This window comes from Escherichia sp. KTE96 (genome assembly GCF_000408525.1).
GTDB lineage: Bacteria > Pseudomonadota > Gammaproteobacteria > Enterobacterales > Enterobacteriaceae > Escherichia > Escherichia marmotae.
Genome location: NZ_KE137146.1, coordinates 607,715 through 625,197, shown reverse-complemented (window position 1 = coordinate 625,197; position 17,483 = coordinate 607,715). Strand labels below are relative to the sequence as shown.

The following is a 17,483-nucleotide window of genomic DNA, read 5'->3' as shown; positions in this document are numbered from 1 at the left end:
GTGCGGCAGGGATGAAAATTAATCGTATTGTTAATGAGGGACTTATGAAAACGATGCTGGCAGCTTACTTACCAGGAAATTCGACCGTTGATCTAGGGGAAGTTGCGGTGCCGACGCCGGGGATTAACCAGGTACTGATCAAAATGAAATCCTCCGGGATTTGCGGAAGCGATGTCCACTATATCTATCATCAACACCGCGCCACGGCGGCGGCGCCCGATAAACCGTTGTATCAGGGATTTATCAACGGTCATGAACCGTGCGGGCAGATTGTGGCTATGGGGCAAGGCTGTCGCCATTTTAAAGAGGGTGACCGCGTGCTGGTGTATCACATTTCCGGCTGTGGTTTTTGCCAGAACTGTCGTCGTGGTTTTCCTATCTCCTGTACCGGTAAAGGAAAAGCGGCTTACGGCTGGCAGCGTGACGGCGGTCATGCCGAATATCTGCTGGCGGAAGAAAAAGATCTGATCCTCCTGCCAGACGCACTGAGCTACGAAGATGGAGCGTTTATCAGTTGCGGCGTTGGCACGGCGTATGAAGGGATTTTGCGCGGCGAAGTCTCCGGCAGCGATAACGTGCTGGTGGTCGGTCTGGGGCCGGTCGGGATGATGGCGATGATGCTGGCGAAAGGTCGCGGTGCGAAACGGATCATCGGCGTTGATATGTTGCCGGAACGTCTGGCGATGGCGAAACAGTTAGGTGTGATGGATCACGGTTATTTAGCAACCACTGAAGGTCTGCCGCAGATAATTGCCGAGCTCACCCACGGCGGCGCGGATGTTGCGCTCGATTGTTCCGGTAATGCTGCGGGGCGCTTGCTGGCATTGCAATCCACCGCCGACTGGGGACGCGTGGTTTACATCGGGGAAACTGGAAAAGTGGAGTTCGAGGTCAGCGCCGATCTGATGCATCATCAACGGCGGATTATTGGCTCCTGGGTGACCAGCCTGTTCCATATGGAAAAATGCGCTCACGATCTGACGGACTGGAAACTGTGGCCGCGTAACGCCATTACCCACCGCTTCTCACTGGAACAGGCGGGTGAGGCGTATGCGCTGATGGCAAGTGGCAAATGTGGGAAAGTCGTGATTAATTTCCCGGATTAAGGAGTTAGCGGATGACCATCTATACCTTATTTCATGGGGCGCTAAAGCTGGATATCTCTGACCAGGGCGGAGTCATAGAAGGCTTCTGGCACGACACGACGGCGTTGCTACGTCCGGGTAAAAAAAACGGTGTGGCAACCGATGCCTCCTGTTTTCCGCTGGTGCCGTTTGCTAACCGGGTGAGCGGCAACCGCTTTGTCTGGCAAGGGCGTGAGTATCCGCTACATCCTAACGTTGAATGGGACGCGCATTATCTGCACGGCGATGGCTGGCTGGGCCAGTGGCAATGTGTAACGCGCAGCGATGATAGTTTATGTCTGGAGTATGAACATCGCGGTGGCGTTTATCATTATCGGGTAAGTCAGACGTTTCATTTAACGGCAGATGCGCTGACGGTCACGCTCTCTGTCACCAATGAAGGTGCAGAGACGCTGCCGTTTGGTACGGGCTGGCATCCTTATTTTCCGTTGTCGTCGCAAACGCGGATTCAGGCGCAGGCGAGCGGTTACTGGCTGGAGCGGGAACAGTGGCTGGCGGGGGCGTTTTGCGCGCAGTTACCGCTGGAGCTGGATTTCAATCAGCTCGCGCCGTTGCCGCGTCAGTGGGTGAACAATGGTTTTTCCGGATGGAATGGTCAGGCACGCATTGAGCAGCCACAGCAGGGTTACGCCATCACTATGGAAACGACGCCGCCCGCACCGTGTTATTTCATCTTTGTTTCGGACCCGACGTTTGATAAAGGGTATGCGTTTGATTTCTTCTGCCTGGAGCCGATGAGTCATGCGCCGGATGACCATCATCGTCCCGAAGGCGGAGATCTCATTGCGCTTGCACCGGGGGAGTCAACAACCTTAGAGATGTCGTTGCGGGTTGAGTTGCTGTAATTTATAAAATGCCGGATGCACAGGCCTACAATGGGTGCCGGAGCGGTAGGCCGGATAAGGCGTTCACGCCGCATCCGGCATGTTTTTAACGCCGATCGAGAGAAATCGCCCCCGGTCCGGTAATCGCCAGCAGCAGGAATGCGCCTGCAATACTGACATTTTTCCAGAAATTAATCATATTTGGCCCGACCGCATCCCCCGTCATATCCCAGTAATGATGGCCAATCACCGCTGTACCCAGCGTGTAGAAAATAAACAGCACCGCCAGCGGACGAGTGAAAAAACCAAGCACGATTAATATCGCGGCAGGCACTTCCATAACTACCGCAATAATTGCCGCCAGCATCGGCATTGGTGCGCCCAGCGAGGCCATATATTGGACCGTACCGTCAAAGCCCATCATTTTGGGAAAACCAAAAATAATGAAAATTAAGATGATGGCAATACGGGCAATTAATAACAAAACGGGGCGGGCTGCGCCAAAATCAAAATAACGTAGTGTGTTCATAACCAATTCCTTTGCAAAAAGATGTGATTTAAACGTAATACACACTCTGGCACCTCGCCACGCCCCAGGCGTTGAGATATTCGCTAATTATCCTGGTTTGCTATAACGGCATAGCGCAGGTCGCTGACAATGTGCTTGCTGCTTCATGCCGGGAAGCTCGCTCGAATATTCTTATTTTCCAACTTGCAACAACATTCGATTAACTCCAGACTAACGCCTCCTGACGGGAGGGACTCATGGTTTTGCAATCCACGCGCTGGCTGGCGCTCGGTTATTTCACGTACTTTTTTAGCTACGGCATTTTTCTACCTTTCTGGAGCGTCTGGCTTGAGGGGATTGGCTTAACGCCAGAAACCATCGGTCTGTTGTTAGGGGCCGGTCTGGTTGCCCGTTTTCTCGGTAGTTTGATAATCGCGCCCCGCGTCAGCGATCCTTCTCGTCTGATTTCCGCGCTGCGGGTGCTGGCGTTGCTGACGCTGCTGTTTGCCGTCGCCTTCTGGGCTGGCGCGCATGTCGCGTGGCTGATGGTGGTAATGGTCGGTTTTAACCTCTTTTTCTCACCGTTGGTGCCGTTGACTGACGCGCTGGCGAATACCTGGCAAAAGCAGTTTCCGCTTGATTACGGCAAAGTGCGGCTGTGGGGCTCGGTGGCATTTGTCATTGGTTCGGCGCTGACGGGCAAACTGGTCACTGTGTTTGATTATCGGGTGATCCTCGCGATGTTGACGCTGGGCGTGGCATCCATGCTACTTGGTTTTCTCATTCGCCCGACCATTCAACCACAAGGGGTAAGCCGCCAGCAGGAGAGCACGGGATGGCCGGCCTGGCTGGCGCTGGTTCGCCAGAACTGGCGCTTTCTGGCTTGTGTTTGTCTATTGCAGGGAGCGCACGCGGCGTATTACGGTTTTAGCGCCATTTACTGGCAGGCAGCGGGTTACTCGGCTTCGGCGGTGGGCTATTTGTGGTCACTTGGGGTGGTGGCGGAAGTGCTCATCTTTGCGCTGAGTAACAAACTTTTCCGTCGCTGTAGCGCTCGCGATATGTTGTTGATCTCAGCGATTTGCGGAGTGGCGCGTTGGAGCATTATGGGGGCAACCACTGAGTTACCGTGGTTGATATTGGTGCAGATCCTGCATTGCGGCACTTTTACCGTGTGCCACCTGGCCGCCATGCGCTATATCGCCGCTCGTCAGGGTAGTGAGGTGATCCGTTTGCAGGCGGTTTACTCTGCCGTCGCGATGGGCGGCAGTATCGCTATCATGACCGTCTTCGCCGGATTCTTGTATCAATATCTGGGGCACGGCGTGTTCTGGGTGATGGCATTGGTGGCGCTTCCGGCAATGTTTCTGCGCCCAAAAGTGGTTCCCTCATGCTGATTATTCCAGCATTTTACGGATCTGCTCCTGTTGGTGTGCGGTCAGGGTCTGATTCGTATGAATCAGCGGCGGCGAAAAGAGCGGTAACGGGATGGTATAAGGTGCAATAATCAGCACAGCGTTTCTCGGTGCGCCATTTCGTAAAAAGGCCTTCACCGATATATGTTTAATATTGAGCGGCAGTAGCGTAATTTCGCGCAATTGTTGCTCAATACTTGCTTCTCTTTCACTGTCATTGTCCGTCAGTAAAACAATCTGTTTTTCGTTAACTTCATTTGCTTGCATCAGCCATGCGCCGAAAATCACCGCCACCAGACCACTTTCCTCATCGGAAAAACGGACATTGTATTCACTTTCAAACCCGGCCAGCGCCGCGCGGGTTGTACGAACCAGGCGTGGGTAAAGTCGGCTGAACTCTTCTGGCAAGGTGTTATCAATACCGATGGCAAACAAACTGCGGCGTAATGCCTGAGCGAGATGAGTATAAAGCTGATCGCATAACCCCTGTTCATCATAGAAACGGACATTTCCCAGCTCACGAAAATGTTGTACCAGACGGACAATAGCCTGACGCAATTGCCGATCGCGCTGATGGGTATCCTGCAGCGGATTGGGCACCCGCAACATGGAAAAGAGCAATGCCATAAACAACGCTTCATCTGGTGGTACAGGCTGGCGCGCCCGGCGTTGCCAGTGGCGGCCAATTTCTTGTGCTATCTGAAATTCAAGGCAGGATTCAGCCCATCGACGTTGCTGTGGGTTAAATTGTGGCGTGATCCCGGCATGATGTTGTAGCAGGCAATATTGCAGATACAGGCATAGAAAATGAATATCACGAGCTTCAAAGCATTTTTGCAATCGTCGCGAACACAGATTAACTAAAGCTTGTAGGTTGGTATCGTCGTAAAAGTTGCGAGCAATCCCCCGACGCTTCAATTCTCCCTTTATGGCAGGGGCGAAACGACCGGTGATAAATGACGGGCATAAACGGAAACCGCGTCGTAGCCAGTGAAATAAACATAAACGTTGATTAAGTACTGTACCTTCAATCCGGTAGCTACCGTCATAACCAGTAGTGAGCGTGAGTTGATGATAGCGCAGGATCTCCCGTCCTGTTTCGCTGATATCAAAACTGGCAATATCATCATCCACACCATTAAGCTCGCTAAACGTTGCCGTGGTGGCGGTCAACCCCGGCTGAAATAGCGTTAACAAGATCTGGCAGCGGCGCTGGGGAGCAGAAAGGGCAGATGGTGGAGCAAGTGTAGACATCATCTGTTGATCTCCCATAAGCATAATTGATAAGGATAGCTAAAGTTTGCTTAGGGAAATGGTGAATGGAACGCTATTTATCAGAAATGCGGGCAGGCGTCACAGAATTTTTATCGATATAAACAGCAATGGCCAGTTGAATGCCATGTCTTAAGGTGATTTCATGCTGTTTTATCGGGTTTTAATCTTAAGGTTAATTCTACGGGCTCAACGTATTGAGGATAAAATCTACCGCTTGTTCGCGATAAACATCACCATGACGATCGGAAAAAGCGTCAATGTGTTCGCCATCGGGGATCAGAATCAGCCGTTTTGGCTCTTTCGCCAGAGCATATAACTTTTCACTGTGCTGCCAGGGGATAACGTGATCGGCTTTGCCGTGAATCAGTAAAAGCGGAATGGGGCTGACGCTGGCAATGTAATTTTCACCGCTGTAACTTTCATCAAGTAAGTAACCACTGCCGGGGATCATCTGGTTGGCGATGGTTGAGTAAGAGGCAAATGTGGAGTCGAGGATCACCGCGCGGATGCCCTCACGATTGCCCTGACCAATAACATCAAGAATATTCGCACCGCCAATACTCTGACCAAACAGTACCAGTCGCTGCGGGTTTACATCACTGCGATGGCGCACCACGTTGATGGCGCTCAGTGTATCGTCCAGTAATCCGGCTTGCGAAGGCGTTCCTTTAGACTTACCAAACCCACGATAATCAAACATAAACACGTTGAAATTGCGTTCGGGTAACCAACTGACCAGTGGCCAATGTGCAGACATATTTCCGGCATTGCCATGAGCATGGATCACCGTAGCGATGGCGTTTTCAGCGGGGCCAGTCGATGACGGAATAAACCAGCCTTGCAGGCGTGTGCCATCTTCAGCGGTAAACTCTACGGATTCTGCTGACCAGGGGTCAGGGCCATAAATTTTGTTATCAGGATAATAGAAAAAATTGATAGCGACGCGCGGCACTAAATAAACGCAGACGGCAACAACAAAGAGAATAAACAGAATCTTGAAAACGCGCTTGTTTACTGGCAGGACCATAACCTTTCCTTGCGACTTTTTTGTAATCCATTAATCGGGGAAAGATGGTGGGAGAGCGGTGAGGGAAAGTAAAGCGGCGAGAAAGTATTTCGGAATAGCGCCTGAAAGGCGAGGGCGGGTGAGAGAAATCACCCGCCAGAGAAATTAACGCTTCAGTGCGTCGCTTAACTCGTCACGCATGTTTGACAGCATGGCTTTTACTACGCGTGGGTTACCCGCAACGATGTTACCGGTCAGTATATAGTTATGACCACCAGTGAAGTCGCTGACGATACCACCAGCTTCACGAACCAGCAGTTCGCCTGCGGCGAAGTCCCACGGACGCAGACCGATTTCAAAGAAACCGTCAACGCGACCAGCAGCGACATAAGCCAGATCCAGTGCCGCAGAACCAGTACGACGGAAGTCAGCACATTCGTTGAACAGTTTGCCGACGATGTTAATGTAGGTGGTGGCGTACTGTTTTGCTTTGAACGGGAAGCCAGTTGCCAGAATAGTACCGTCGAGATCGCGAGCAGTGCTGCCACGCAGACGGTAGCCGTTCAGTTGTGCGCCCTGACCGCGAGTCGCGGTGAACAGTTCGTTACGCATAGGATCGTAAACCACAGCAACTTCGGTGCGGCCTTTGATGCGAACAGCGATAGATACCGCGAAATGCGGCAGACGTTTGATAAAGTTGGTGGTGCCATCCAGTGGATCGATAACCCATTGAACATCCTGATCAGTACCTTCAAGTTCACCGCTTTCTTCGGTGATGATGGTGTGCTGCGGGTAAGATTTACGAATCGTGTCGATAATCACCGCTTCGGCAGCTTTATCTACGTTGGTCACGAAATCGTTGCTGCCTTTCTGGCTCGCTTCTACAGCGTCCGGGGTTTCATAGTTTTTGGCAATTAAATTACCCGCCTTGCGCGCTGCGCGCACGGCGATGTTCAGCATCGGATGCATCGGTCTCTCTCACTGGATGTTAAAGAACGGGAAAACGGCGCAGAGTATAGCAGCGAGATCGGCATCTGTCTTCGTTTTATGATAAGATGCGCGAATAATCTTTAGACGAAGAAAGACAATGCTGCAAAATATTCGAATTGTGCTGGTGGAGACGTCACACACCGGCAATATGGGTTCTGTTGCCCGAGCCATGAAAACAATGGGATTAACCAATCTGTGGCTGGTTAATCCTCTGGTGAAACCTGACTCCCAGGCGATCGCGTTGGCAGCGGGAGCCAGTGATGTGATTGGTAATGCGCAGATTGTCGATACACTCGACGAAGCGTTGGCTGGTTGTAGCCTGGTCGTTGGCACCAGCGCGCGTTCCCGTACGCTGCCGTGGCCGATGCTCGACCCGCGCGAATGCGGTTTGAAAAGCGTCGCTGAAGCGGCAAACACGCCGGTGGCGCTGGTCTTTGGTCGCGAGCGCGTCGGCTTGACCAATGAAGAGCTGCAGAAATGCCATTATCATGTCGCGATTGCCGCGAACCCGGAATACAGCTCGCTGAACCTGGCGATGGCAGTACAGGTTATCGCCTATGAAGTGCGTATGGCCTGGCTGGCGACCCAGGAAAACGGCGAGCAGGTTGAGCATGCAGAGACGCCGTATCCGCTGGTGGATGATCTGGAACGTTTTTACGGTCATCTGGAGCAAACGTTGCTGGCAACCGGTTTTATTCGTGAAAACCATCCGGGGCAGGTGATGAATAAATTGCGTCGTCTGTTTACGCGTGCGCGCCCGGAAAGTCAGGAGTTGAATATCCTGCGTGGGATTCTGGCTTCTATTGAGCAGCAGAATAAAGGCAATAAGGCCGAATAACAGTCATTGCCTGATGCGACGCTTAACGCGTCTTATCAGGCTTACAAGTGCACGGAACCGTAGGTCGGATAAGGCGTTTACGCCGCATCCGACAGTCATTGCCTGATGCGACGCTTAACGCGTCTTATCAGGCTTACAAGTGCGCGGAACCGTAGGTCGGATAAGGCGTTTACGCCGCATCCGACAACAGGTACAAATGCCACGATAAGAAAATGGCACTGAAGGCTAAATACCTGACTAAATCAGTCAAGTAAATAGTTGACCAATTTACTCGGGAATGTCAGACTTGACCCTGCTATGCAATACCCCCACTTTTACAATAAAAAACCCCGGGCAGGGGCGAGTTTGAGGTGAAGTAAGACATGAGACTGACATCTAAAGGGCGCTATGCCGTGACCGCAATGCTGGACGTTGCGCTCAACTCCGAAGCAGGCCCGGTTCCGTTGGCTGATATTTCTGAACGTCAGGGAATTTCCCTTTCTTATCTGGAACAACTGTTTTCCCGTCTGCGTAAAAATGGTCTGGTTTCCAGCGTACGTGGACCTGGCGGTGGTTATCTGTTGGGCAAAGATGCCAGCAGCATCGCCGTTGGCGAAGTGATTAGCGCCGTTGACGAATCTGTAGATGCCACCCGTTGTCAGGGTAAAGGCGGCTGCCAGGGCGGCGATAAATGCCTGACCCACGCGCTGTGGCGTGATTTGAGCGACCGTCTCACCGGTTTTCTCAACAACATTACTTTAGGCGAACTGGTCAATAACCAGGAAGTGCTGGATGTGTCTGGTCGTCAACATACTCACGACGCGCCACGTACCCGCACACAAGACGCGATCGACGTTAAGTTACGCGCTTAATAAAAAGAATTCAGAGTCAGGCCGGAGTGTTTATCACTTCGTAAACACGGTCGTACATCCAGCCGGTAGCCTGATTCCTTGCATTGAGTGATGTACGGAGTTTATAGAGCAATGAAATTACCGATTTATCTCGATTACTCCGCAACCACGCCGGTGGACCCGCGTGTTGCCGAGAAAATGATGCAGTTTATGACGATGGACGGAACCTTTGGTAACCCGGCCTCCCGTTCTCACCGTTTCGGCTGGCAGGCTGAAGAAGCAGTAGATATCGCCCGTAATCAGATTGCCGATCTGGTCGGTGCTGACCCGCGTGAAATCGTCTTTACCTCTGGCGCCACCGAATCTGACAACCTGGCAATTAAAGGTGCAGCCAACTTTTATCAGAAAAAAGGCAAGCACATCATCACCAGCAAAACCGAACACAAAGCGGTACTGGACACCTGCCGTCAGCTTGAGCGTGAAGGTTTTGAAGTCACCTACCTGGCGCCGCAGCGTAACGGAATTATCGATCTGAAAGAACTCGAAGCGGCGATGCGTGATGACACCATCCTCGTTTCTATCATGCACGTGAATAACGAAATCGGCGTGGTACAGGATATTGCGGCTATCGGTGAAATGTGCCGTGCCCGCGGCATTATCTATCACGTTGATGCAACCCAGAGCGTGGGTAAACTGCCTATCGACCTGAGCCAGTTGAAAGTTGACCTGATGTCTTTCTCCGGTCACAAAATCTACGGTCCGAAAGGTATTGGCGCGCTGTATGTGCGTCGTAAACCACGCGTGCGCATTGAAGCGCAAATGCACGGCGGCGGTCACGAGCGCGGTATGCGTTCCGGTACACTGCCGGTTCACCAGATCGTGGGTATGGGCGAAGCCTATCGCATCGCAAAAGAAGAGATGGCGACCGAGATGGAACGTCTGCGCGGCCTGCGTAACCGTCTGTGGAACGGCATCAAAGATATCGAAGAAGTTTACCTGAACGGTGACCTGGAACACGGTGCGCCGAACATTCTCAACGTCAGCTTTAACTACGTTGAAGGTGAGTCGCTGATTATGGCGCTGAAAGACCTCGCGGTTTCTTCAGGTTCCGCCTGTACGTCGGCAAGTCTCGAACCGTCCTACGTGCTGCGCGCGCTGGGGCTGAACGACGAGTTGGCACATAGCTCTATCCGTTTCTCTTTAGGTCGTTTTACTACTGAAGAAGAGATCGACTACACCATCGAGTTAGTTCGTAAATCCATCGGTCGTCTGCGTGACCTTTCTCCGCTGTGGGAAATGTACAAGCAGGGCGTGGATCTGAACAGCATCGAATGGGCTCATCATTAATCGGTATCGGAATCAGGAGAATTTATAATGGCTTACAGCGAAAAAGTTATCGACCATTACGAGAATCCGCGTAACGTGGGTTCCTTCGACAACAACGACGAAAACGTGGGCAGCGGCATGGTGGGTGCACCAGCCTGTGGCGACGTGATGAAGTTGCAGATTAAAGTCAACGATGAAGGTATCATTGAAGACGCGCGTTTTAAAACTTACGGCTGCGGTTCCGCTATCGCTTCCAGTTCTCTGGTGACCGAATGGGTGAAAGGGAAATCTCTCGACGAAGCACAGGCGATCAAAAACACCGATATTGCTGAAGAACTTGAACTGCCACCGGTGAAAATTCACTGTTCTATTCTGGCAGAAGACGCGATCAAAGCCGCCATTGCGGACTATAAAAGCAAACGTGAAGCAAAATAAGAGTTGAGGTTTGGTTATGTCGATTACACTGAGCGACAGTGCAGCAGCGCGAGTAAATACCTTTCTGGCTAACCGCGGTAAAGGGTTTGGCCTGCGTCTGGGTGTGAGAACCTCTGGGTGTTCAGGTATGGCGTATGTACTGGAATTTGTTGACGAACCGACGCCGGAAGACATCGTGTTTGAAGACAAAGGCGTGAAAGTCGTGGTCGATGGCAAAAGCCTGCAATTTCTGGACGGTACGCAACTGGACTTCGTAAAAGAAGGCCTGAACGAAGGGTTTAAATTCACCAACCCGAACGTAAAAGATGAATGTGGTTGCGGCGAAAGCTTCCACGTCTGATGCGCATACCGATAACCCCACCGTGGTCGCCTGCGCGTGGGGTTTGTTTTACCTGATTCGCCGTCATTGCGGCGGATCTCAGCCCTGAGAATGTTATGGATTACTTCACCCTCTTTGGCTTGCCTGCCCGTTATCAACTCGATACCCAGGCATTGAGCCTGCGTTTTCAGGATCTACAACGTCAGTATCATCCTGATAAATTCGCCAGCGGAAGCCAGGCGGAACAACTCGCCGCCGTCCAGCAATCCGCAACCATTAACCAGGCATGGCAAACGCTGCGTCATCCATTGATGCGGGCAGAATACCTGCTTTCGCTGCACGGTTTTGATCTTGCCAGCGAGCAGCATACAGTGCGCGACACCGCGTTCCTGATGGAACAACTGGAGCTGCGCGAGGAGCTGGACGAGATCGAACAGGCGAAAGACGAAGCGCGGCTGGAAAGCTTTATCAAACGCGTCAAAAAGATGTTTGATACCCGCCATCAGTTGATGGTTGAACAGTTAGACAACGAGGCGTGGGACGCGGCGGCGGATACCGTGCGTAAGCTGCGTTTTCTCGATAAACTGCGAAGCAGTGCCGAACAACTCGAAGAAAAACTGCTCGATTTTTAATTTCTGGAAGCTAAACATGGCCTTATTACAAATTAGTGAACCTGGTTTGAGTGCTGCGCCGCATCAGCGTCGTCTGGCGGCCGGTATTGACCTGGGCACAACCAACTCGCTGGTGGCGACAGTACGCAGCGGTCAGGCCGAAACGTTAGCCGACCATGAAGGCCGTCACCTGCTGCCGTCTGTTGTTCACTATCAACAGCAAGGGCATTCGGTGGGGTATGACGCGCGTACTAATGCAGCGCTTGACACAGCCAACACCATTAGTTCTGTTAAACGCCTGATGGGGCGCTCGCTGGCTGATATCCAGCAACGCTATCCGCATTTGCCTTATCAATTCCAGGCCAGCGAGAATGGTCTGCCGATGATTGAAACGGCGGCGGGACTGCTGAACCCGGTGCGCGTTTCTGCGGACATCCTCAAAGCACTGGCAGCACGGGCAACTGAAGCCCTGGCTGGCGAGCTGGATGGTGTGGTTATCACCGTTCCGGCGTACTTTGACGATGCCCAGCGTCAGGGCACCAAAGACGCAGCGCGTCTGGCTGGCCTGCATGTCCTGCGCTTGCTCAACGAACCGACCGCTGCGGCTATCGCCTACGGGCTGGATTCCGGTCAGGAAGGTGTGATTGCCGTTTATGACCTCGGCGGCGGGACTTTTGATATTTCCATTCTACGTTTAAGTCGCGGCGTGTTTGAAGTGCTGGCGACCGGCGGTGATTCTGCGCTCGGTGGTGATGACTTCGACCATCTGCTGGCGGATTACATTCGCGAGCAGGCGGGCATTCCTGACCGTAGCGATAACCGCGTTCAGCGTGAACTGCTGGATGCCGCCATTGCGGCCAAAATCGCTCTGAGCGATGCCGATTCCGTGACTGTTAATGTTGCGGGCTGGCAGGGCGAAATCAGCCGTCAACAATTCAACGAACTGATCGCACCACTGGTTAAACGAACCTTACTGGCCTGTCGTCGCGCGCTGAAAGACGCGGGCGTTGAGGCTGATGAAGTTCTGGAAGTGGTGATGGTTGGCGGTTCTACCCGTGTGCCGTTGGTGCGTGAACGGGTGGGCGAATTTTTCGGTCGTCCGCCACTGACCTCCATCGACCCGGATAAAGTTGTCGCCATTGGCGCGGCGATTCAGGCTGATATTCTGGTGGGTAACAAGCCGGACAGTGAAATGCTGCTGCTCGACGTGATCCCCCTGTCGCTGGGCCTTGAGACTATGGGCGGCCTGGTGGAGAAAGTGATCCCACGTAATACCACCATTCCGGTGGCCCGCGCCCAGGATTTCACCACCTTTAAAGATGGTCAGACGGCAATGTCTATCCATGTTATGCAGGGTGAGCGTGAACTGGTGCAGGATTGCCGCTCGTTGGCACGTTTTGCGCTGCGTGGGATCCCGGCGTTACCGGCTGGCGGTGCGCATATTCGCGTAACGTTCCAGGTCGATGCCGACGGTCTTTTAAGTGTGACGGCGATGGAGAAATCCACCGGCGTTGAGGCGTCTATTCAGGTCAAACCTTCTTATGGTCTGACCGACAGCGAAATCGCCTCAATGATTAAAGACTCAATGAGCTATGCCGAGCAGGACGTAAAAGCCCGTATGCTGGCTGAACAAAAAGTCGAAGCGGCGCGCGTACTGGAAAGTCTGAACGGCGCGCTGGCTGCGGATGCCGCGCTGTTAAGCACCGCAGAACGTCAGGTCATCGACGATGCCGCTGCTCACCTGAGTGAAGTAGCGCAGGGCGATGATGTTGACGCCATCGAACAAGCGATTAAAAACGTAGACAAACAAACCCAGGATTTCGCCGCTCGCCGCATGGACCAGTCGGTTCGTCGTGCGCTGAAAGGCCATTCCGTGGACGAGGTTTAATATGCCAAAGATTGTTATTTTGCCTCATCAGGATCTCTGCCCTGATGGTGCTGTTCTGGAAGCTAAGAGCGGTGAAACCATTCTCGACGCTGCGCTGCGTAACGGCATCGAGATTGAACACGCCTGTGAAAAATCCTGCGCTTGCACCACCTGCCACTGTATCGTTCGTGAAGGTTTTGACTCGTTGCCGGAAAGCTCTGAGCAGGAAGACGACATGCTGGACAAAGCCTGGGGGCTGGAGCCGGAAAGCCGTTTAAGCTGCCAGGCGCGCGTCACCGATGAAGATTTAGTGGTCGAAATTCCGCGTTACACTATCAACCATGCGCGTGAGCATTAACAGAGGTTAGTATGGGACTTAAGTGGACCGATAGCCGCGAAATTGGCGAAGCACTGTACGATGCGTATCCCGATCTCGACCCGAAAACGGTTCGATTCACCGATATGCATCAGTGGATTTGCGATCTGGAAGATTTCGACGACGACCCGCAGGCATCTAACGAGAAAATCCTCGAAGCGATTTTGTTAGTCTGGCTGGACGAAGCTGAGTGAATAAACGGGCTGCCTGGGGGTAGCCCGTTTTGCTGTTAAACAAATAAGGATAACTAAAATGACAGAAGCGATGAAAATTACCCTTTCTTCCCAACCTGCTGATGCGCGTTGGGGAGAAAAAGCGACTTACAGCATTAATAATGATGGCATTACCCTGCACCTGACCGGGGCTGACGATTTGGGGCTGATCCAGCGTGCGGCGCGCAAGATTGACGGTCTGGGCATTAAGCATGTTCAGTTAAGTGGTGAAGGCTGGGATGTGGATCGTTGCTGGGCGTTCTGGCAGGGTTACAAAGCGCCTAAAGGTACGCGTAAAGTCGAGTGGCCGGAGTTGGACGATGCACAACGCCAGGAACTGGATAACCGCCTGATGATCATCGACTGGGTGCGTGACACCATCAACGCACCGGCTGAAGAACTGGGGCCATCACAACTGGCGCAGCGTGCTGTTGATCTGATCAGCAACGTTGCGGGCGATCGAGTGACTTACCGGATCACTAAAGGCGAAGATCTGCGCGAGCAGGGTTATATGGGGCTGCACACCGTTGGACGCGGATCAGAACGTTCCCCGGTATTGCTGGCGCTGGACTATAACCCAACGGGCGATAAAGAAGCGCCGGTATACGCTTGCCTGGTAGGCAAAGGCATCACCTTTGATTCCGGCGGTTACAGTATCAAACAGACCGCGTTTATGGACTCGATGAAGTCCGATATGGGCGGTGCTGCAACGGTTACCGGAGCGCTGGCATTTGCTATTACGCGCGGTCTGAATAAACGCGTGAAACTGTTCCTCTGCTGTGCGGATAACCTGATCAGCGGCAACGCGTTCAAACTGGGCGATATCATCACCTATCGCAACGGTAAAAAAGTCGAAGTGATGAACACCGATGCGGAAGGGCGACTGGTGCTGGCAGATGGCCTGATTGATGCCAGCGCGCAGAAACCGGAACTGATTATTGATGCTGCGACCCTGACCGGAGCGGCGAAAACCGCGCTGGGTAATGATTATCACGCACTGTTCAGTTTTGACGATGCGCTGGCAGGGCGTTTGCTGACGAGTGCCGCGCAGGAGAATGAACCATTCTGGCGTCTGCCACTGGCGGAGTTCCATCGTAACCAGTTACCGTCAAACTTTGCCGAACTTAACAATACCGGAAGCGCGGCTTATCCGGCAGGGGCGAGTACGGCTGCGGGCTTCCTGTCGCACTTTGTTGATAACTATCAGCAAGGTTGGCTGCACATTGACTGCTCAGCGACTTACCGTAAAGCGCCGGTTGAGCAGTGGTCTGCGGGCGCGACCGGGCTGGGTGTGCGCACGATTGCCAATCTGTTAACTGCGTAATCTTTTATGCCGGATGCGGTTCAAGCCACATCCGGTTTTTTTATCAGACCGTTGGCAAAGTGCATTTGTTCATGCTGGATGCGGCGTAAACGCCTTATCCAGCCTACAAAGTATTGCAAATTCAACAAATTGCGATTCACTTGTAGGCCTGATAAGCGTAGCGCATCAGGCACTTGCGCCCAGAACGTTGAATGAATTGTGGTTCTTATGTCCGAAACAAAAAATGAACTTGAAGACCTGCTGGAAAAAGCAGCAACCGAACCGGCACACCGTCCGGCCTTTTTCCGTACTCTACTGGAATCCACTGTCTGGGTGCCGGGTACAGCGGCGCAGGGCGAGGCAGTAGCTGAAGATAGTGCACTTGATTTACAGCACTGGGAAAAAGAAGATGGCACCAGCGTCATTCCTTTTTTCACCTCGTTAGAAGCACTTCAACAGGCGGTTGAAGACGAACAAGCATTTGTCGTGATGCCCGTTCGCACGCTGTTTGAGATGACCCTTGGTGAAACGCTCTTCCTTAATGCAAAACTGCCCACCGGCAAAGAGTTTATGCCGCGTGAAATCAGTTTGCTGATCGGTGAAGAGGGAAACCCACTGAGCAGTCAGGAAGTGCTGGAAGGTGGCGAGTCGCTGATATTATCGGAAGTCGCAGAGCCGCCAACACAAATGATTGATTCGCTCACCACCTTATTTAAAACCATTAAGCCGGTGAAGCGCGCTTTTATTTGTTCAATTAAAGAAAGCGAAGAGGCACAACCTAATTTGCTTATTGGTATTGAAGCAGATGGCGATATCGAAGAAATTATTCAGGCGGCGGGAAGTGTGGCGACCGATACGTTTCCGGGCGATGAACCTATCGATATTTGTCAGGTGAAAAAAGGGGAAAAAGGAATTAGCCACTTTATTACCGAACATATTGCGCCATTCTATGAACGTCGCTGGGGTGGATTCCTGCGTGATTTTAAACAGAATCGGATAATATAAAATATGCCGCCTCAAAGGGCGGCATTCGGGCTTACTTGCTGCGCTGAAGGTTGTTAGCCACCAGTAAATTATTACCAGAGAAACTCCGGTTATTATTTACCTGGGAAAACAGCGCACCAGAAACAATAAGTACGATACAAAAGCACCGTATCTTCATTGTGCGATCCATGCGAAGACCGCATCACGACAGCACCACTGGCGATATTGCCGCGATAGCAAGCGCTGTGAAGCACCTGCGTTGCTTATGCAACACAAGTCAATCTGCTGGAAAGGCCGCGAACCAGACCAGCAATAAAAAGCTTATATCACTGGCTCAACCGGCAAATCTGCCCGTGCCCCCCATTCACTCCATGCACCGTCGTACAGTTTTATGTTTGGCACATCCAGCGTAGCGAGTGCCAGCAACACGACGGCTGCCGTTACGCCAGAACCGCAACTGACAATAATCGGTTTGTCATAGCTGACGCCGCGTCCAAAAAATATTGTATCCAGTTCATCGGTCGTCTTCAGTTCGCCTTCGCGCACCAACTCCGTCCACGGAACATTCAGCGCGCCGGGAATATGCCCACGACGTAAACCTGGGCGAGGTTCATCAACTTCAGCATTAAAACGCGCTGCCGGTCGGGCATCAATAATTTGCGCCGTTTTTTCATGGCTTGCCAATAACACATCGGTCACTTTCACCACGGCTTCCAGGTTAAACGCGGTGTTAAACTCCCCTTCCGGCAATACCACCGCGCCCTCTTCTAACAGAAGACCATCGCGCTGCCAGCCCGCCAGTCCACCGCCCAGAATCGACACTTTCTCCACGCCAAAAGTGCGCAGCATCCACCATGCGCGCGGTGCAGAGAAAAGGTTACCTTCATCATAGACAATCAGATGTTTGTCCTGATTAACGCCCAGTTCACGCATTGCCACTGCGAATGTTTCCGGGCGTGGCAGCATGTGCGGAAGCGGGGAAGTGTGATCGGAAAGTGCTTCGATATCGAAAAATACTGCGCCGGGGATATGTCCATTGAGATATTCCTGGGCAATGTCACGATCTTCCTGTCCGGGCGGTGCCATACGGGCATCAATAATCTGAATTTCCGGATCATCTATATGTTCAGCGAGCCAGTCGGCTCCTACAAACCATGTCGTGGACATAGGCATCTCCATTTTTGCCGGGGTTAAGCTAAATTGTCGGATGTTTGCCGAA

General features: G+C 52.4%; 20 protein-coding genes. 14 read left to right on the top strand and 6 right to left on the bottom strand.

All coding sequences use genetic code 11. The features are described 5' to 3' along the window. Positions 1 to 11 precede the first annotated feature (11 nt). Positions 12 to 1,106 carry a zinc-dependent alcohol dehydrogenase family protein gene (locus A1WG_RS18380; protein WP_024191902.1) on the top strand — a complete coding sequence of 365 codons (1,095 nt, stop codon included), beginning with the start codon at positions 12 to 14 and terminating at the stop codon, positions 1,104 to 1,106. Between the two features lie 11 nt (positions 1,107 to 1,117). Then, positions 1,118 to 1,990: an aldose 1-epimerase gene (locus A1WG_RS18385; RefSeq protein WP_001516882.1), complete on the top strand. Its 873-nt coding sequence runs from the start codon at positions 1,118 to 1,120 to the stop codon at positions 1,988 to 1,990. 85 nt (positions 1,991 to 2,075) lie between these two features. Here the strand turns inward: A1WG_RS18385 and A1WG_RS18390 are convergent, their stop codons facing one another. Then, positions 2,076 to 2,498, bottom strand: coding sequence for a DoxX family protein (locus tag A1WG_RS18390; protein WP_001094718.1), 423 nt, complete (start codon positions 2,496 to 2,498; stop codon positions 2,076 to 2,078). A gap of 236 nt (positions 2,499 to 2,734) precedes the next feature. On the opposite strand from A1WG_RS18390, the gene A1WG_RS18395 reads away from it, so the two are divergent. Next, positions 2,735 to 3,874 carry a 3-phenylpropionate MFS transporter gene (locus tag A1WG_RS18395; RefSeq protein WP_001516881.1) on the top strand — a complete coding sequence of 380 codons (1,140 nt, stop codon included), beginning with the start codon at positions 2,735 to 2,737 and terminating at the stop codon, positions 3,872 to 3,874. On the opposite strand, the gene csiE is transcribed toward A1WG_RS18395, so the two are convergent. The 3 genes from csiE to suhB form a co-directional block, all read right to left on the bottom strand. Next, positions 3,875 to 5,149 (bottom strand): stationary phase inducible protein CsiE, encoded by a 1,275-nt coding sequence (gene csiE / locus A1WG_RS18400; protein WP_001516880.1) that lies wholly within the window; start codon positions 5,147 to 5,149, stop codon positions 3,875 to 3,877. It abuts the gene before it with no gap. A 196-nt stretch (positions 5,150 to 5,345) separates the two neighbouring features. Further along, positions 5,346 to 6,194, bottom strand: coding sequence for an alpha/beta hydrolase (locus A1WG_RS18405; RefSeq protein ID WP_001516879.1), 849 nt, complete (start codon positions 6,192 to 6,194; stop codon positions 5,346 to 5,348). Positions 6,195 to 6,338: 144 nt separating this feature from the next. Next, on the bottom strand, positions 6,339 to 7,142 hold the full coding sequence (gene suhB, locus A1WG_RS18410; RefSeq protein ID WP_000553448.1) for an inositol-1-monophosphatase: 804 nt from the start codon (positions 7,140 to 7,142) through the stop codon (positions 6,339 to 6,341). A gap of 118 nt (positions 7,143 to 7,260) precedes the next feature. Here suhB and trmJ point away from each other — a divergent pair, with 118 nt between their 5' ends. The 11 genes from trmJ to sseB all read left to right on the top strand — a co-directional run bounded on the left by trmJ (position 7,261) and on the right by sseB (position 16,285). Next, on the top strand, positions 7,261 to 8,001 hold the full coding sequence (gene trmJ / locus A1WG_RS18415) for a tRNA (cytosine(32)/uridine(32)-2'-O)-methyltransferase TrmJ (RefSeq protein ID WP_000940037.1): 741 nt from the start codon (positions 7,261 to 7,263) through the stop codon (positions 7,999 to 8,001). Between the two features lie 362 nt (positions 8,002 to 8,363). Then, positions 8,364 to 8,852: a Fe-S cluster assembly transcriptional regulator IscR gene (iscR, locus tag A1WG_RS18420; protein WP_001241357.1), complete on the top strand. Its 489-nt coding sequence runs from the start codon at positions 8,364 to 8,366 to the stop codon at positions 8,850 to 8,852. Between the two features lie 111 nt (positions 8,853 to 8,963). Beyond that, complete coding sequence (gene iscS / locus A1WG_RS18425) at positions 8,964 to 10,178, top strand: cysteine desulfurase (protein WP_001295373.1); 1,215 nt, start codon at positions 8,964 to 8,966, stop codon at positions 10,176 to 10,178. 27 nt (positions 10,179 to 10,205) lie between these two features. Beyond that, the gene (iscU, locus tag A1WG_RS18430; protein WP_000331707.1) at positions 10,206 to 10,592 is read left to right on the top strand and encodes a Fe-S cluster assembly scaffold IscU; all 387 of its coding nucleotides are present in this window, start codon (positions 10,206 to 10,208) and stop codon (positions 10,590 to 10,592) included. A 16-nt stretch (positions 10,593 to 10,608) separates the two neighbouring features. After that, complete coding sequence (gene iscA, locus A1WG_RS18435) at positions 10,609 to 10,932, top strand: iron-sulfur cluster assembly protein IscA (RefSeq protein WP_000028953.1); 324 nt, start codon at positions 10,609 to 10,611, stop codon at positions 10,930 to 10,932. 95 nt (positions 10,933 to 11,027) lie between these two features. After that, complete coding sequence (hscB, locus tag A1WG_RS18440; protein WP_000384411.1) at positions 11,028 to 11,543, top strand: co-chaperone HscB; 516 nt, start codon at positions 11,028 to 11,030, stop codon at positions 11,541 to 11,543. Positions 11,544 to 11,559: 16 nt separating this feature from the next. Then, positions 11,560 to 13,410, top strand: coding sequence for a Fe-S protein assembly chaperone HscA (gene hscA, locus A1WG_RS18445; protein WP_001516878.1), 1,851 nt, complete (start codon positions 11,560 to 11,562; stop codon positions 13,408 to 13,410). Position 13,411: 1 nt separating this feature from the next. Further along, a complete protein-coding gene (gene fdx, locus A1WG_RS18450; RefSeq protein ID WP_001124467.1) occupies positions 13,412 to 13,747 on the top strand; it encodes an ISC system 2Fe-2S type ferredoxin in 336 nt (111 codons plus the stop codon). Between the two features lie 11 nt (positions 13,748 to 13,758). After that, on the top strand, positions 13,759 to 13,959 hold the full coding sequence (gene iscX / locus A1WG_RS18455; protein ID WP_000523616.1) for a Fe-S cluster assembly protein IscX: 201 nt from the start codon (positions 13,759 to 13,761) through the stop codon (positions 13,957 to 13,959). Positions 13,960 to 14,017: 58 nt separating this feature from the next. Continuing rightward, the gene (pepB, locus tag A1WG_RS18460) at positions 14,018 to 15,301 is read left to right on the top strand and encodes an aminopeptidase PepB (RefSeq protein WP_001516877.1); all 1,284 of its coding nucleotides are present in this window, start codon (positions 14,018 to 14,020) and stop codon (positions 15,299 to 15,301) included. Positions 15,302 to 15,508: 207 nt separating this feature from the next. Then, on the top strand, positions 15,509 to 16,285 hold the full coding sequence (gene sseB, locus A1WG_RS18465; RefSeq protein WP_001516876.1) for an enhanced serine sensitivity protein SseB: 777 nt from the start codon (positions 15,509 to 15,511) through the stop codon (positions 16,283 to 16,285). A gap of 31 nt (positions 16,286 to 16,316) precedes the next feature. Here sseB and timP read toward each other — a convergent pair whose 3' ends face one another. Then, positions 16,317 to 16,442 (bottom strand): small toxic inner membrane protein TimP, encoded by a 126-nt coding sequence (gene timP, locus A1WG_RS25060; protein WP_249415905.1) that lies wholly within the window; start codon positions 16,440 to 16,442, stop codon positions 16,317 to 16,319. A 143-nt stretch (positions 16,443 to 16,585) separates the two neighbouring features. Continuing rightward, positions 16,586 to 17,431, bottom strand: a complete 846-nt coding sequence (sseA, locus tag A1WG_RS18470; protein WP_000108593.1) for a 3-mercaptopyruvate sulfurtransferase — start codon at positions 17,429 to 17,431, stop codon at positions 16,586 to 16,588. Positions 17,432 to 17,483 lie beyond the last annotated feature (52 nt).

Coding starts and splice junctions, on each gene's coding strand:
- A1WG_RS18380 (WP_024191902.1), top strand. CDS start 12: ATGAAAATTAATCGTATTGTTAATGAGGGACTTATGAAAACGATGCTG.
- A1WG_RS18385 (WP_001516882.1), top strand. CDS start 1,118: ATGACCATCTATACCTTATTTCATGGGGCGCTAAAGCTGGATATCTCT.
- A1WG_RS18390 (WP_001094718.1), bottom strand. CDS start 2,498: ATGAACACACTACGTTATTTTGATTTTGGCGCAGCCCGCCCCGTTTTG.
- A1WG_RS18395 (WP_001516881.1), top strand. CDS start 2,735: ATGGTTTTGCAATCCACGCGCTGGCTGGCGCTCGGTTATTTCACGTAC.
- csiE (WP_001516880.1), bottom strand. CDS start 5,149: ATGATGTCTACACTTGCTCCACCATCTGCCCTTTCTGCTCCCCAGCGC.
- A1WG_RS18405 (WP_001516879.1), bottom strand. CDS start 6,194: ATGGTCCTGCCAGTAAACAAGCGCGTTTTCAAGATTCTGTTTATTCTC.
- suhB (WP_000553448.1), bottom strand. CDS start 7,142: ATGCATCCGATGCTGAACATCGCCGTGCGCGCAGCGCGCAAGGCGGGT.
- trmJ (WP_000940037.1), top strand. CDS start 7,261: ATGCTGCAAAATATTCGAATTGTGCTGGTGGAGACGTCACACACCGGC.
- iscR (WP_001241357.1), top strand. CDS start 8,364: ATGAGACTGACATCTAAAGGGCGCTATGCCGTGACCGCAATGCTGGAC.
- iscS (WP_001295373.1), top strand. CDS start 8,964: ATGAAATTACCGATTTATCTCGATTACTCCGCAACCACGCCGGTGGAC.
- iscU (WP_000331707.1), top strand. CDS start 10,206: ATGGCTTACAGCGAAAAAGTTATCGACCATTACGAGAATCCGCGTAAC.
- iscA (WP_000028953.1), top strand. CDS start 10,609: ATGTCGATTACACTGAGCGACAGTGCAGCAGCGCGAGTAAATACCTTT.
- hscB (WP_000384411.1), top strand. CDS start 11,028: ATGGATTACTTCACCCTCTTTGGCTTGCCTGCCCGTTATCAACTCGAT.
- hscA (WP_001516878.1), top strand. CDS start 11,560: ATGGCCTTATTACAAATTAGTGAACCTGGTTTGAGTGCTGCGCCGCAT.
- fdx (WP_001124467.1), top strand. CDS start 13,412: ATGCCAAAGATTGTTATTTTGCCTCATCAGGATCTCTGCCCTGATGGT.
- iscX (WP_000523616.1), top strand. CDS start 13,759: ATGGGACTTAAGTGGACCGATAGCCGCGAAATTGGCGAAGCACTGTAC.
- pepB (WP_001516877.1), top strand. CDS start 14,018: ATGACAGAAGCGATGAAAATTACCCTTTCTTCCCAACCTGCTGATGCG.
- sseB (WP_001516876.1), top strand. CDS start 15,509: ATGTCCGAAACAAAAAATGAACTTGAAGACCTGCTGGAAAAAGCAGCA.
- timP (WP_249415905.1), bottom strand. CDS start 16,442: ATGAAGATACGGTGCTTTTGTATCGTACTTATTGTTTCTGGTGCGCTG.
- sseA (WP_000108593.1), bottom strand. CDS start 17,431: ATGTCCACGACATGGTTTGTAGGAGCCGACTGGCTCGCTGAACATATA.